Origin of the sequence: Zavarzinella sp., assembly GCA_041399155.1 — a bacterium.
GTDB lineage: Bacteria > Planctomycetota > Planctomycetia > Gemmatales > Gemmataceae > JAWKTI01.
Genome location: JAWKTI010000005.1, coordinates 262,633 through 276,800, shown reverse-complemented (window position 1 = coordinate 276,800; position 14,168 = coordinate 262,633). Strand labels below are relative to the sequence as shown.

The window sequence follows — 14,168 nt, the reverse complement described above, 5'->3', positions numbered from 1 at the left end:
TTTTCGAGAGGCAATTTTGGCTTTTCACAGTTTGTTGAACTGTTCACTCTTCATCGAACAGCCCTTCGGCAAAATCGTCCATGTTCCATTCGGGTGCAGGTGGGATCTCGGCTGTTTCCTTAACCGTATGCGGGATCTCCGACAATGTATCGGGCAGCAGGTGGACGAGTTTTTTGCCTGCAACATCATCTGCGGCCTTGGCGCGTTGAATAACCTCTTCTGCACTGGTGGGGTCAATACTGCGGCAGGTATCAGTCAGGCGGATTGCCACATCCGCCAGAAACCCACGCCATTCATCAAACGTGGTCTCCGGTGGGGTAACCTGGGCAAATTCTTCGCATAACAGAATCAGTCGCAGCAGATGCCGGAAAACGATCCCCTCCTGACGAATCAAATCCTTCGCACGCACATATAGATGGAAATTACCTCCATAGGTCTGTAGCAATTCCCCCGCACACCAGACGGGCAGCACGTTTAAGTCGGAAACTTCCGGTTGCTGCAAGCCATAAAGCATTTGCAGTTTTTCTGCAAACCAGGGTTCATATTCCGGTTCCGGTGGGCGTTCAAACTGCTTGCGGCGGCGCTCCACGGTTTCAAAGCGTTCTTCGGCTTCTTCATCGTGAGCGGGTTCCTGATCCTGTTCAGCAGATTTGGTTGAAATCAGGCCTGCCTGTTCCAGAATTGGCCGCACCACTTCGGTTTCCAGTGGGCCAGGCGATACCTCTTTCGGGCGGGTAAACTTCAGCAGGTTTTTGGGAAATCCCAGCACACTTTCCAGTGCCTGCACCCGTTCTTCCCAACTGGCTTTACCCAGCAGTTGCACCAGGAAAGCTCCATAAAGTGGGTGCACACCATGGAACGGCTCCAGGTGGGCCATTTTTTCGGTGGGTTTGGCAATTTCTGCTCGGAAATCCGCAGGGTACTTCCCCGCCTCATCCTTCACTGGGGTGGGGCTCAGTTCTACATACCCACCTTCATGGAGTGTGATCAACATCTGGTCCATCACCTTCTCGCCCGCTGCAATCCGTGGCTGATCGAGCATGCGCTTACGGATGAAGGTGCGGATGCGGGACACCTCAGCAGACAAGCCCAGCAGGTAGGCCAGCATCCGCCAAGGCAACGGTCCTTTGCTGTATAACCTGCCAGGTGGGGAAGTACGCAGTTTTTCAAAGTGGGCGGCATTCCAGTATTGTCGCAGCGAATTGCGATCTGGCTTTTTCCGCTTGAGATCTTTTTTCTTTTTCAGCAGGCCGGGATCTTTGGTGTTTTCCGGTATCTGATCATACTGGCGTTTCCAGCGTAACAGCCGCACATCATCTTCGTGGGCAACTGCAAACACAAATCCCTGCGAATCGAACTGGGGCCGACCCGCACGTCCAAAGATTTGCTGGGCGGAACTGGGATCGATCAGTTGTTCTTTGCCCAGGGGGCCTTTCATCAGACTTTTCAATACCACCGAACGTGCGGGTAAATTGATCCCGGCAGCCAATGTTTCGGTACAGACAGCCACACTGAGCAGTTTTTTCTCAAACAGGTCTTCCACTGCGCGCCGATAAAACGGCAACAGGCCCGCATGGTGCACACCAATGCCACGGCGAAGAATCTGCTTCAGTTTCGGCCCAACACCATTGGGCCAGTGGTATTTGTTTAATTCCTCAATCAGTTGTTGCTTGTTTTCGGAAATCAGAATGTCCATGCCTTCAGAAGTTCCGCGACGCTCCAGCATTCATCACGGTTAAAACAGAACACCAGTGCAGGTGTTTTGCGGGTTTCATCGGTGCCTTTGCTGGCATCCACCAGAAATTCACCCAGAAACTGATCTTCCACAAACTGATAGGTCAGGGGGATTTTGCGTTCGGTGCTTTCCACCAGTTCCAGCTTCTTGCCGTGGGACTGATCCAGCCAGTTCAAAAATTCGGCCGCATTGCCCACGGTGGCGGAAAGCAGCATCAATCGGCAGGTCTTTGGCAACATGGAAAGCGATAATTCCCAGACAATGCCCCGTTCCGGATCGGCAAAACTGTGGAACTCATCCATCACCACGGCGGTCGCTTCAACATTGCCTTCCGCCAGTAGAAGCCGATTCATCAGAATTTCAGCCACCACAATCAGCACTTTGGCATCGGGGTTCACCTTGCGATTGCCAGTCACCAGCCCCACATCGTCGCGGGAAAAGCCCCACCGTTCTGCAGCATCCTGTATTTCGTGAAATTTCTGATCGGTCAACGCAATCAGTGGGGTGGTATAGTAGGCACGCTGGCCAGTATGTAGGGCCTCAAACAGCACCGCCTGAGCAATCAGCGTCTTTCCCGTACCTGTGGGGGCACAAACCAGCACCCCCTGATCATTGGTAAACCAGGCCAGCAGGGCTTCTTCCTGCACCGGGTAGGGTGCGTAGGGTAATTGTTCCAGATATCTGGTAGCGATTTCATCGCGGCTAAGTACAGTCAAAACGCATCGCTCCGCGTGTGATCGTCGAGAATCGCGAAAGTTTCGAACGATCCCCACGGGCCAACGTTCAACGCGATTCCACAACAAAAAACTGTTGTTTCAGAATATTACTGATTGTATTCAAGTTGGTCCTCCCCACCTGAAATGGGGAAGAATATGAGATTTTCCTCAGAAATCCTGCCTGATAGACCTGTTTCAGGTGCTGGTCAGTGCGACGTGCATCAGGTAGCCCAGCGAGCTGGCAATCAAAGTGCTGAACAGCAGAATCATGGCACCCAGTTTGCGGGTCGACTTGATCTGCCACCACATCAACAGGCCCGAGAAGCCCCAGAAGCACATGGTAAAGGCCATCGCATCGACCAGCAACGCCCAGAACCAGTTCTGGTTCACTTCACCCGGATAGCCGTGGGTGGTGTGAAGTCGCAGGACAAAACGTCGCCAACTGATTTCGGTTTTGGGTGCCTGATCCGTTGCCACGCCACGCACCGCACCCGTGCTGATGTTGTAGGTGGCCTGCCAGGTGCGGGAGCCATCATCTATCGAAAATTCCACTTCTGGCACCGAAGTCACTGTCACCGTGCCCGTTGTGGGCAGATTCACATGCTTCAGGATGGCTGGTACGGCAGATTCGAATTTTTTGGTCAGAGGATTTTTCAGCAGAATTCCAGAATTAGATGTCAGACTTCCAGGCCCAGTGGTGTTATTTGGGGCGGCAGGGGTTGCGTTATCGGTGGCAAATGGGGCAGGATCGGGTTCCACCTGATTTGGGGTGGTTGTCATTCGCACGGTGCCGCCACCGTTTTTGGCATCGTACAGCACGTTAATGGTGGTGGTTTCCGTTTTCACAGTGGCAAACGCGAAGGCACGTCCGCGAAATTTGGCCTCCCCCACTAATCGGTACGGTGTGGCAGGCTGCTGATTCTCATTAATTTTTGCAACTACTTGCTGGGCAATATCTTGCGGCGAAACCGGCTTTTCCAGAGCAGTGCCCACGGTTGCATCAGAAGAATACGAAAATGTCGGTTGATCTGACCAGACTGTGGGGTGATTAAACAGGAAAGCAGTGATGCCGTAGAGTATTGCCCACGGAAAGAGGAACAGGCCAAAATACATGTGGCCACGTCGCACCCACATCAGGAGTTTTTTCGTGAGTGGTTTCCCACGTTTCGTGGGAACAACATCATCGTTCAATTCACGAACTCTTATGGTGGTATCCAAAGGCATCCGAAGTCCTTACCTCTAGTGGATTCAAAGTGGTACCGAATTAAGAAACGTGTTTCCTACCACTTTTTGACGGGAAAGCGACGTAGATCCAGGGTGTATGGGAAATCTGGGTTTGTTTCTGCTTCCGGAATCAGGATTGAGCCTGGAGTGTGGCCAAGTGCCTGAAAACGCGACATCAGGCGACCGTCTGCTTCGCTTTCATTGACTGGCATCGTCTCATAACTTCTCCCACCTGGGTGCATCACGTGGTAGGTGCAGCCACCCAGAGATTTCTGAAAGCGGGCATCCACGATGTCAAACACCAACGGGGTGTGCACGCCAATGGTGGGATGCATACATGAAGGTGGTGCCCACGCTTTGTAGCGAAGGCCAGCAACAGCAACATCTTTTTCAGCGGTCTGACGCATGGGCAGTTGATAACCGTTACAGGTCACAATATGGTGGGAAGGAATTAAACCTCGCACCTTCACCTGCAGGCGTTCAACCGAAGAATCGACTGCCCGACTGACCCCACCTGCAGACATTTCTTCCCCGAGCACTGGCCATGGTTCCAATGCCATTCGCAATTCCAACTGCATTTCCCCAATACTGGTGGTGCCATACAACGGAAAACGGAAATCGAGGAAAGGCTCAAACCAACTCGTCTGGAACGCATAACCGTGCTGATTCAGGAAGTAGGTAATATCCTGCATATCCTGCCACAGAAAGTGGGGCAGCATAAAGCGGTCGTGCAGTTCCGTGCCCCAGTGAATCAGGCGATGTTCGTACGGTTTCTGCCAGAAGGTGCAGATCAGGGCGCGAATCATCAGATTCTGCACCAGACTCATTTGTGGGTGGGGCGGCATTTCAAAGCCACGCAGTTCCAGTAAGCCTAGACGCCCGCTTTGGCCATCGGGGCTGTAGAGTTTGTCGATGCAAAATTCCGCACGGTGGGTGTTGCCGGTCAGGTCTACCAGTACATTGCGAAAAATACGGTCGACCAGCCAGGGAGAGATCGCATCGCGGGTATTTTCATTCTTGCTGTGCTTCACCTGCGAGGGAATCTGGCGAAATGCCACTTCCAGTTCGTGCAGGGCATCATGGCGGGCTTCATCAATCCGTGGTGCCTGACTGGTGGGCCCGATATACATGGAAGAAAACAGGTAAGACAGTGCTGGGTGGTGCTGCCAGAAGGTCACCATACTACGCAGAAGGTCTGGTCGGCGTAGAAAAGGGCTTTTTTCTGGAATGCTGGCACCCACAACGATGTGGTTTCCCCCACCAGTGCCCACTCGGCGGCCGTCCAGCAGGAATTTTTCTGTGGTCAGACGGGCCTGACGTGCTTCGCCATAGACCGTGCTGGTGATTGTTTTCAGTTCTTTCCAATCGGCTGCTGGCTGAATGTTGATTTCCAGCACTCCGGGATCAGGTGTCACACTGAATTGGTTTAGCCGCAAATCGCGTGGTGGGGGATAACCCTGAATCACAATGGGTGTTTTCAGCTCTGCTGCAACCAGTTCAATAGCTGCCAGCAATTCCAGAGCATGTTCAATCAGCGGGATGGGTGGGAAAAACAGGTGTAACGTCCCACGGTGAATCTGGGCACAGATCGCACTGACAAATAAACCGGACGGGTCACTGGCAAACGACTGGTCACTGACCGTTTTTCGGGTTTGAATCCGCTCACACAATTCGGCCCACGTGGGCAAGGGGGCGTTCTGATCGTACGGGCTGCGTTCAGCAATTCTCTCACTGGCACTGGCTTCCACATCCGGCAACTGATTCAGTGGTAACCGTAGACCAATTGGAGAATCGCCCGGTATGAGAACTAAGTGTCCACTGCGGAACTCCCACTTATTACTGATCCAGCGTTTTTTCACGGGCGAGTGGTGCAGTGGGAGCACAAAACCAGTAGGAACATTCAGATTGTCTTCTAACAGTTTTTGTAATCGCAGACGTTCCGTTTTTTCAAATGTGTCGACATTGTACCAGTCGCCGGATTTTGGCAGGCGTTGCTCTTTCCAGAGGTAATATGGCGTATCTTCCTGTGCTGCAAGGACATACGAACCAGGTATACCTAATTTTTCTGCAAGCCGCTTTAAGAATTTCTCCCCCAGTTCCCGTGGGTGCTGGTGGGAATCGTCCGGATCAGCAAAAAGTTTTTCATCGTTCCAGATCGGCTGGCCATCACGTCGCCAGAAACAATTGAACGCCCAGCGTGGCAGGATTTCGCCTGGATACCACTTCCCCTGCGTAAAATGCAGTAAACCACCGGAACTGAAGTTATTTTTCAGGCGAAAGAGCATCTCTTTGCCTAATTCTTTCTTTTTTTCGCCCAGTGCGGCAAAATTCCATTCGACACCAGAACGATCGTCTAATGATACGAATGTTGGCTCCCCACCCATCGTCAGTTCGATATTTTCCAGAATCAGGTGCTGGTCGACCTGGTTGCCCAGTGCGTCAATGGCTGCCCATTCCGATTCGGAATAGGGCTTGGTGACTCGCCGATCCTCCAGAATGCGGGTGACTTTCATTTCGTGCCGCATGGTGCTGTTGCAGAACTCCAACGCACCTGTGATCGGTGCAGCACTGCTGAAGTTCGGCGTGCAGCACAGTGGCAGGTGGCCTTCACCTGCAAATAAACCGGATGTGCCATCGAGCCCCACCCAGCCCGCACCTGGGAGATAGACTTCGGTCCAGGCGTGCAGGTCGGTAAAATCTTCTGCCGCACCGGATGGCCCGTCGAGCGATTCCACATCCTGCTTCAATTGAATTAGGTAACCGGAAACAAACCGACTCGCCAGACCCAGGTGGCGGAGAATCTGGCACATCAACCAGGCGGTATCACGGCACGACCCACTGCGATTTGTGAGAGATCTCCTCACAACTTTGCACGCCTGGCTCCAGCCGGATCAGATATTGCAGGGTGGCGTAGACTTTTTTGTTCAATTCCACCAGAAACGAGATGGTATCCATCCCCACCGTGGGGATTTCACTGACAAAACTGGTCAGTAACGGCCCACGTTCTTTGATTTCCAGATAGGGGGCTAACTCTTCCCGCAGTTCGGGGTGGTAAGGAAATGGAAACTGCTGACATTCTTTTTCAAGAAAAAAATCGAAAGGATTAAATGGGCGAATTTCGGTAACCAGATCCACTTCCACACGAAATTCCGAGGTGGTGCTGGGAAACACAGTTCTGGCAAGATAATTGCCAAATGGGTCCTGTTGCCAGTTGATGAAATGCTTTTTGGGCAGAATTTTCAAAGAATATGATTGGATTTGGGAGCGAGTATGTGGGGCGGGGCGTAAACGAATGGTCTGCGGCTCGAGTTTAATCGACCGATCGTAGGAATAGTGCGTAACGTGATGAAGTGCAACCAGCATACTCATGAACGATAAGCTCCCACGGTAGTCGGCAAATGCTACCCGATTAATGTACAATGTAAAGGACAGGTGATCGTTTCTGGAGCGGTGAGAAAACTTTGAGCAACATTACCAGCGATATTTTCGCATTCAGTTTTGATGCATTATGTTCGCCAACCATCTCGCTGAAATATCCAGCGGCCCCGCACGGCACCCATACGCTGGGGTGGGGTCTGGCCTGGTATCCTGGGGATGCCAGAGCTGCCCGCGTGGCCAAAGACCCCACCGCCCACGATGATGTGGGGATGCAGCAGATCATGAGCGAATGGGAGAGTTTTCGCTCTACCGTCTATTTTTGTAAAGTTCAGGGTGCTGCCAAGGGATACACCCACAACGAAACCCAGCCTTTTACCAGAAGTTTTGCCGGTAAAGACTGGTTATTCATGCACAACGGCGATTTAGACAAGATTTCGCTGATGCAACTGCATACCGATAAGTCCCGTTTTCTGGAACCGCTGGGCCGCACCGATTCGGAATTAGCCTTCCTGTATCTGCTCAGCCAGATTGGCCAGATCAACGTGGGTAGCCTTTCCAGCGTCAACCACGAATCGTTGTCCGGCTGGTTTGAGCGACTTGATCCGTTGGGCAGTGCCGATCTCTGCCTGACAGACGGCGTAACGGTTGTTTGCTTTCTGGGTACCCGCACCGAGCGGGCAATGTACTACACCCGCATTCAACCACCAAAGCGCGAAAATTATTTTGAATCGGTGGCGGCGACCTTTTCTTTGGAAGATCCGCGCGATACCTACCGTACTGCCTTGGTTTTCAGCTCGATCCCGTTTGACCATGGCCGGTGGGTGCCAATGCAGCCCGGCCAACTGATCATCGCCCGACGTGGGGCGATTGTCTGGAACAGTCATGCCCACCTGGAAGAACATTTTTCCCAGAGTTTGCCTGTAACATCGCCCACTGTGGCCGTTTCCGTCCCCGTGGGGCAATTTTCCCCCACCCAGCCAGAACAGGCTCAGACGGTGGTCGAAATCCCACCGATGGTTCATGAATCGGTAGTGAACATTCGTGCGATTACCCACACGGCAGACGGGCAGCCGTTGATGTATCGCCTCTATGATGTTACTCACACCACTTCATACTCTTATGATCAGGCGGTGGACCATAGCTCCCACGTTTTTCGGCTGCAACCGGTTGACAACCACCTGCAAGAAGTCACCCACGCCAGCCTGTCCATCTCCATGGTGGGGGAAGAAATCCAGTTCGAGGATGTCTTCGGTAACCACATGGTGCATTACATTATCAAAAATTCGTACAACACTTTGACTGTACGCAGCAAAAGTCGGGTGAAGATCTATGCAATGCCGCCGGACGACTACAGCGTATCCGTGCGACGGACATCCCTGCCACTGGTCTGGATGCCATGGCAACGACAGATGATGATGCCCTATTTGTTGCCGGAAGAACTTCCGGAAACGCAGTTGGAAGAGCTTACTTCTTACGCAATGAGTTTTGTGGAACGGAATAAGTTCCGCCTGCTAGATACGCTGAATGATATCAATCTCAGCATTTACCGCGACTACAACTATCAGCCCGGGGTTACTTCGCTGGAGACAACTCCTTTCCAGGTGTATGCCAGCCGTGGGGGAGTATGTCAGGATTTTGCCAATCTCTTTATCTGTCTGGCCCGCCTGTTAAGTATTCCTGCTCGGTATCGGATGGGCTACATCTACACAGGTGCGAATTATGAGAACAAAATTCAGTCGGAAGCATCCCACGCCTGGGTAGAAGTCTACCTTCCGTACGTCGGTTGGCGTGGCTTCGATCCCACCAACGGCTGTGTGGTGGCACAGGATCACATCCGTGTGGCGTGCGGGCGGCATTTCCGCGATGCCACCCCCACCTCTGGCACCATTTTCAAAGGCGGTGGTAAAGAATCCCTGACTGTCGATGTGAAAATCGAACAGGTCCACCACTGATTTGCATTTCTCCGATCGATTGCGAATGGTAGTTGTATCACCACTTTTTCTGTAAGTTAGCAGTGTGGCATTAACTGTTTTTCACGTGACAAACCACCCACTGGGTGGGGAATATTCGTTACCTGATTTCAGCCTGCCGACCGCAAGCGACGCAAACTTTCCCAGCGAAAACTTTATGAATCTGACTTACAACACCAGTTATCCGGGCATTGATGATCTGCGTGAAGGCGCACGCCGACGAATCCCACGTTTTGCTTTTGAATACCTTGACGGTGGGTGTAATGAGGATGTGAATCTGCGGAAAAATACCGATGATCTTCGGCAGGTGGAGTTAAAGCCCCTGTATCTGACCCCGCACGAACCGCCGAACATGAAAACGGAACTGTTTGGCCATGAATATGCCGCACCGTTTGGTATTGCACCGATTGGGTTGCAGGGGCTGATCTGGCCTGGTTCGCCAGAAATCCTGGCTCGTGCCGCCAATGAGCACAATGTGCCATTCATTCTCAGCACAGTCACCACAGCCAGCATCGAAAAAATCGGCGATATTACCAATGGGCGATTCTGGTATCAGTTATACCACCCGGCAGAAAGCACGATTCGGGACGATATTATGGATCGCCTGCAGGCGGCAGGGTGCAAAACGCTGGTGCTGTTGTGCGATGTGCCTTCATTTGGCTTTCGCCCACGCGACATTCGCAATGGGTTGGCGATGCCCCCACGGATGACCTTGCGTAACATCCTGCAGATTTTAGGCCGCCCCAACTGGGCCATGCGGACACTGCTGAACGGCAAGCCCCACTTTGCCACGATGGCGAAATACATGCCCAAGGGTCTGAATATGAAGAAGCTGGGTGCCTACATGAACTCTACTTTTTCTGGCCGACTGAATGAAGAACGGATCAAACCGATCCGCGATCGCTGGAAAGGGAACCTGGTTTTGAAAGGCGTTGCCAGTGAAGAAGATACCGAAACAGCAATTCGCCTGGGTTTAGACGGGATCATCATTTCCAATCACGGTGGGCGGCAGGTAGATGCGGGAGAGTCGACCATCCGCTCATTGTTGGCAATCACCGCCAAATATCGTGGAAAAATTCGCATGATGATCGACAGTGGCATCCGCACCGGTCCGGATATTGCCCGCGCATTGGCCTGTGGTGCGGAATTCACCTTTTTGGGCCGCACCTTCATGTATTCGGTGGCTGCACTGGGCAATGAAGGTGGGCAGCACGCCATTGCAATGTTGAAAGTGCAACTGAACCAGGTGATGGAACAGTTGTGTTGCCATCGAGTTGCTGATTTCGGTCACCACCTGTTGCGAAAACCGGATTAACGACTTGGTTTTAAGGGGAGTTCCAGCGACAGGATATTTTCTTTCGCCTCAATCACCACTGGTTTGGGCAGGACCACCGGTTCTCGATAACCAGCGGTCTGATCATTCAGGTTTGGTAAATAGGTCACTTTGTAAGTGCCTGGTGCGACACCTTTCTTCCGTTCTCCTGACGAGTCCGTGGTTCGTACCGTTGTCAATTCGAACTTGCCAGAATCGGATACTTCACTGTTAATGAGAAATTCCGTATTGTCTGGTTCCAAATTCAATTGAATCGTCCCACCTTTAACCGGATTCCCTCCCAGAGTGATCGTTCCAGACACCGGGTGGAGTATGCCAAATTCTGGCTGATTCGAATTCCCACTGCACCCAGCAAGTAAAACAAGCAGCATTAGCGACAATAAACGCATATTGCCTCCGGTTACCAATCGTTGCCAAGGGGGTTGCCATCACGTGGATCGACTGCCCGCTGCCACGTGACATCGGCCATGCCAGCCGTGATAAAACGGACGCTGCCATCACCCAGACATACCATGATACCACCGGTATGCTGACCTTGTGGCACCGCAATATTGCAATTGTTCAGCATTTGCGGTTTTACCTGAAACTTGGGTGAAGGTGGGAACGCTGTTAATCCTGTTCCCCCCTTGCTGGTTCCCAAATTAAACCCAGGTCGCCAGACACTGTTTGCATCTGCCCATAATGTGCCGTAGGCACTGGTCAGGTTGCCTGTATTCCCACAGGTACCATACACTTCGGCCAGAAAGACCGTATTGGAAAGACCATCAGCCACACTGGCACTCATTTCTGTTTTTCCAAGTGGGTAGGTGCGGTTACCGGCGGGATCCCCAAAAACGTAATTGTTCCCAGCGTAGTTGGTAATACCCCACCCATTCGCCCCACCGTTGGTGGTTTTGCACTTGCCACTATCGTTGGTGGTATCAGATGGGCAAATATAAGTTGGAATCACGCGTGCGTATTGCAGCCCACCATAACTACCCAGTGGCTGGGTTAATTTGAAAATATTGTCCTGTTCAATCTGTGGAAGCAAAAAATGGAACATGGTAAACATGTGGGCGCCATATGGGGTATTTGCAGGTGTGGCTGTTACAGCAGATGGTGCACACAGTGGCGGCAGACTTCCATTAGCATCGTTTAATCCATGAATCGCAAGCCCCAGTTGTTTCAAATTGTTCGAACATTTCGAACGATTGGCTGCTTCCCGTACTTTTTGCACGGCTGGCAACAGCAATCCAATCAGGATGGCAATGATAGCAATCACCACCAGCAACTCAATTAACGTAAAACCACGTCGAGAAGACATAGAAATGTACCTCCAGCCAATTCCACCAGGACACACTGCAATAGCGAAATTTCACATACAACGATGTTTCAAAGAGAAGAGGTGTCACAAAAAGAGTGTTTGCAACGGAGAAACATCTTAAAAGAATCTACGTGATCATAACGAGATTCTAACGAATGTGCAACTGTATTTTGAAAAAAGTTTCGTCAAGAATTGGTGAACCACTACCAGAAGAACGGCAACTGGTCTGAAAAAAAATCGAATATCAGATGGAAATCTGATTACTTCGCTTCCAGTTCTTTCTGAATTGCCGTGGTCAGTTGTTCATCCATCGGTGCAATGTTCGATTTGTAACGACCTTTTACCGCACCGTCGCGGCCGATCAGGAATTTTTCAAAGTTCCAGCCGATGGGGCCTGCGAAACTTGGGTTGGTGGTTTTGCTGGTCAGGTAGTCGTACAGTGGGCAGATTCCTTCGCCTTTCACCACCACTTTGGACATCATCGGGAAGGTCACGCTGTACTTGGTGGAGCAGAACTCAGCGATTTCGGCATCGGTGCCAGGTTCCTGCTTGCCGAATTCGTTGGCAGGGACGCCAATCACCACCAGGCCATCTTTGCCATATTTTTCATACAGTGCCTGCAGATCTTTGTACTGCTTGGTGTAACCACAGCGACTGGCGACATTCACCAGCAGCACCACTTTGCCTTTAAACTGGGCCAGATCGACTTCTTTCCCGTCGATTGCCTTCATTTTACCTGTTAACGGACCGGTCATTACCTTGGTTTCCTTTTCTGCAGCAACTGCATTTCCAGCAACAATAAGCCCTGCCAAACATACCAAACTTGCCAATTTCATGGTTGTCTCCACATGAATGTTAAATACTGTGCGTCTTCACACATCGTTTTTAGACGAACGAACAGGCAGAGTGCAAGCAAAAATTACAAGAATTTTCCCAATGGTGGGGGAAAATTAATGAAAACTCTTTCATAATGTTCCCGTTTGTAACTTTGTGGGTGCTTACCTATCCTAATAAGTAGACAGATTTTTCAGTATTACCCAGATTTCTCCCACGTGGGAGATGCGGAGCAGGTAGATTGTCATGGCTGGAGTGAACCCGTACGTTGTCAAACCCACGGTGAAAAAAGCAGAGAAGCCGTTTAAAATCACGTTTCATATCGAGGAAACCGGTCAGGTCATTCCATTTGAAGTGCAGCCGGGTGCTATTCCGTATGGCCGCACCGGTCTGGAAGGGAGCGTGCTGGACCTTGCCGAGGGTGCCGGTCTGGAAATTGACCATGCCTGTGGGGGCGTTTGTGCCTGTGCCACCTGCCACGTGAAAGTGACCCAGGGTGGGGGAACCTGCAATCGTGCCACCGAAGATGAAGAAGATATGCTCGATAGTGCCCGCGATGTTGACCCCGATTCCCGCCTGAGCTGTCAGTGCGTGCCTGATGGCACCCAGGATGTGGTGGTGGTTATTCCCAAGTGGAACAAAAACATTGTCAAAGAAGGCCACTAATTAACGATATTGCGATATTACTGTATTTTTGTATTCTAATTTCGCGATATGATCAAATCACCATTCACTTACTTGCCAATATCATCATATGCCACTAGCAGGGAAAGTTGTCGCGATTGCGGAAGCTCGCCAGCAGGACGAACTCCAACGCCTTTTAGAACGTGAGGGTGCCACAGTCCGCACCTGTCCCATGTTTGGGATATACGATCAACCCGATGAAGCCACGGTCAATCTCTGGTTGGATCGTTTGATTGCAGGACAGTTCGACTGGCTGATCTTTTTAACCGGCGAGGGTTTACGTCGATTGCTCGGTTTCGCTGAACGTGGGGGCCGTCGACAGGAACTGATTGATGCCGTCGCACGCTCGAACACGCTGACCCGTGGGCCAAAACCTGCCACAGCGTTGAAGGAAATCGGCCTGAAGCCCACCCGAAGTGCCACTATTCCAACGACAGAAGGCGTTATTCAGACGTTGGCCGAACTCATCCAGCCTGGGCAAACGATTGGCGTGCAGTTGTACTCTGCAAGCAATCCCACGCTGGTCGACTTCATCACCACGAATGGTGCGAAGGCAGACACCATCCAGCCGTATGTTTACGCACCGAAAAGCGACGCTACCCATGTGGTGGAGTTACTGCACGACATGGACGCTGGCAAAGTGGATGTGATTGTTTTTACCAGTGCCCCACAGGTGGATCGGTTACTGGAAGTGGCTTCGGAACACAATTTAACAGAGTTGTTCCGCACCGCACTGGGCAAAGTGTTTGTCGCATCTGTGGGCCCAGTAGTTTCGCAAAAATTAGAAAGCCTTCATTTAAAAGTCGATCTGCAGCCCGCCCAGGGGTTTCAGATGAAAAATCTGGTGATCCAACTGGGCAGAAGTTTCTCGTAACACATTTCCCTTGTTTGGAAAAAAGGCATAACACCCACAAACAGTTGGATAGTGGCACCGATTTCTCTTTTCGACTGCAAGTTTCGTCATTCCCCACGTTTTCAATTGCGATAACCT

At 51.4% G+C, this 14,168-nt stretch carries 12 protein-coding genes; 4 read left to right on the top strand and 8 right to left on the bottom strand.

The genetic code is table 11. The annotated features are described in order from the left end of the window. Positions 1–43: 43 nt before the first annotated feature. From R3B84_21585 to R3B84_21565, 5 genes are all read right to left on the bottom strand, one after another. Positions 44–1,726: a hypothetical protein gene (locus R3B84_21585; protein ID MEZ6143165.1), complete on the bottom strand. Its 1,683-nt coding sequence runs from the start codon at positions 1,724–1,726 to the stop codon at positions 44–46. Continuing rightward, complete coding sequence (locus R3B84_21580; GenBank protein MEZ6143164.1) at positions 1,684–2,451, bottom strand: DEAD/DEAH box helicase; 768 nt, start codon at positions 2,449–2,451, stop codon at positions 1,684–1,686. Before R3B84_21580 ends, R3B84_21585 begins: the two co-directional genes overlap by 43 nt. A gap of 195 nt (positions 2,452–2,646) precedes the next feature. Then, positions 2,647–3,675 (bottom strand): hypothetical protein, encoded by a 1,029-nt coding sequence (locus R3B84_21575; GenBank protein MEZ6143163.1) that lies wholly within the window; start codon positions 3,673–3,675, stop codon positions 2,647–2,649. A gap of 56 nt (positions 3,676–3,731) precedes the next feature. Next, positions 3,732–6,539 carry a transglutaminase family protein gene (locus R3B84_21570; protein MEZ6143162.1) on the bottom strand — a complete coding sequence of 936 codons (2,808 nt, stop codon included), beginning with the start codon at positions 6,537–6,539 and terminating at the stop codon, positions 3,732–3,734. Then, positions 6,499–7,044, bottom strand: a complete 546-nt coding sequence (locus tag R3B84_21565; protein ID MEZ6143161.1) for a transglutaminase N-terminal domain-containing protein — start codon at positions 7,042–7,044, stop codon at positions 6,499–6,501. The genes R3B84_21570 and R3B84_21565 overlap by 41 nt, the downstream gene beginning before the upstream one ends. Positions 7,045–7,136: 92 nt before the next feature. On the opposite strand from R3B84_21565, the gene R3B84_21560 reads away from it, so the two are divergent. Beyond that, complete coding sequence (locus tag R3B84_21560) at positions 7,137–9,005, top strand: class II glutamine amidotransferase (protein MEZ6143160.1); 1,869 nt, start codon at positions 7,137–7,139, stop codon at positions 9,003–9,005. Between the two features lie 85 nt (positions 9,006–9,090). Then, a complete protein-coding gene (locus R3B84_21555) occupies positions 9,091–10,338 on the top strand; it encodes an alpha-hydroxy acid oxidase (GenBank protein MEZ6143159.1) in 1,248 nt (415 codons plus the stop codon). Here the strand turns inward: R3B84_21555 and R3B84_21550 are convergent. From R3B84_21550 to R3B84_21540, 3 genes are all read right to left on the bottom strand, one after another. Continuing rightward, the gene (locus R3B84_21550) at positions 10,335–10,745 is read right to left on the bottom strand and encodes a hypothetical protein (protein MEZ6143158.1); all 411 of its coding nucleotides are present in this window, start codon (positions 10,743–10,745) and stop codon (positions 10,335–10,337) included. The two genes, R3B84_21555 and R3B84_21550, sit on opposite strands and share 4 nt — an antisense overlap. A gap of 11 nt (positions 10,746–10,756) precedes the next feature. After that, the gene (locus tag R3B84_21545) at positions 10,757–11,659 is read right to left on the bottom strand and encodes a DUF1559 domain-containing protein (GenBank protein ID MEZ6143157.1); all 903 of its coding nucleotides are present in this window, start codon (positions 11,657–11,659) and stop codon (positions 10,757–10,759) included. A gap of 260 nt (positions 11,660–11,919) precedes the next feature. Beyond that, positions 11,920–12,414, bottom strand: coding sequence for a glutathione peroxidase (locus R3B84_21540; GenBank protein ID MEZ6143156.1), 495 nt, complete (start codon positions 12,412–12,414; stop codon positions 11,920–11,922). 325 nt (positions 12,415–12,739) lie between these two features. Here R3B84_21540 and R3B84_21535 point away from each other — a divergent pair, with 325 nt between their 5' ends. Together R3B84_21535 and R3B84_21530 are read left to right on the top strand one after the other, a co-directional pair. After that, entirely contained in the window at positions 12,740–13,159 is a 420-nt protein-coding gene (locus tag R3B84_21535; GenBank protein MEZ6143155.1) for a 2Fe-2S iron-sulfur cluster-binding protein, read from the top strand. Between the two features lie 88 nt (positions 13,160–13,247). Continuing rightward, positions 13,248–14,051 (top strand): uroporphyrinogen-III synthase, encoded by an 804-nt coding sequence (locus R3B84_21530; protein ID MEZ6143154.1) that lies wholly within the window; start codon positions 13,248–13,250, stop codon positions 14,049–14,051. Positions 14,052–14,168: the final 117 nt, after the last annotated feature.

Coding starts and splice junctions, on each gene's coding strand:
- R3B84_21585 (MEZ6143165.1), bottom strand. CDS start 1,726: ATGCTGGAGCGTCGCGGAACTTCTGAAGGCATGGACATTCTGATTTCC.
- R3B84_21575 (MEZ6143163.1), bottom strand. CDS start 3,675: ATGCCTTTGGATACCACCATAAGAGTTCGTGAATTGAACGATGATGTT.
- R3B84_21565 (MEZ6143161.1), bottom strand. CDS start 7,044: ATGAGTATGCTGGTTGCACTTCATCACGTTACGCACTATTCCTACGAT.
- R3B84_21550 (MEZ6143158.1), bottom strand. CDS start 10,745: ATGCGTTTATTGTCGCTAATGCTGCTTGTTTTACTTGCTGGGTGCAGT.
- R3B84_21545 (MEZ6143157.1), bottom strand. CDS start 11,659: ATGTCTTCTCGACGTGGTTTTACGTTAATTGAGTTGCTGGTGGTGATT.
- R3B84_21540 (MEZ6143156.1), bottom strand. CDS start 12,414: ATGACCGGTCCGTTAACAGGTAAAATGAAGGCAATCGACGGGAAAGAA.
- R3B84_21535 (MEZ6143155.1), top strand. CDS start 12,740: ATGGCTGGAGTGAACCCGTACGTTGTCAAACCCACGGTGAAAAAAGCA.
- R3B84_21530 (MEZ6143154.1), top strand. CDS start 13,248: ATGCCACTAGCAGGGAAAGTTGTCGCGATTGCGGAAGCTCGCCAGCAG.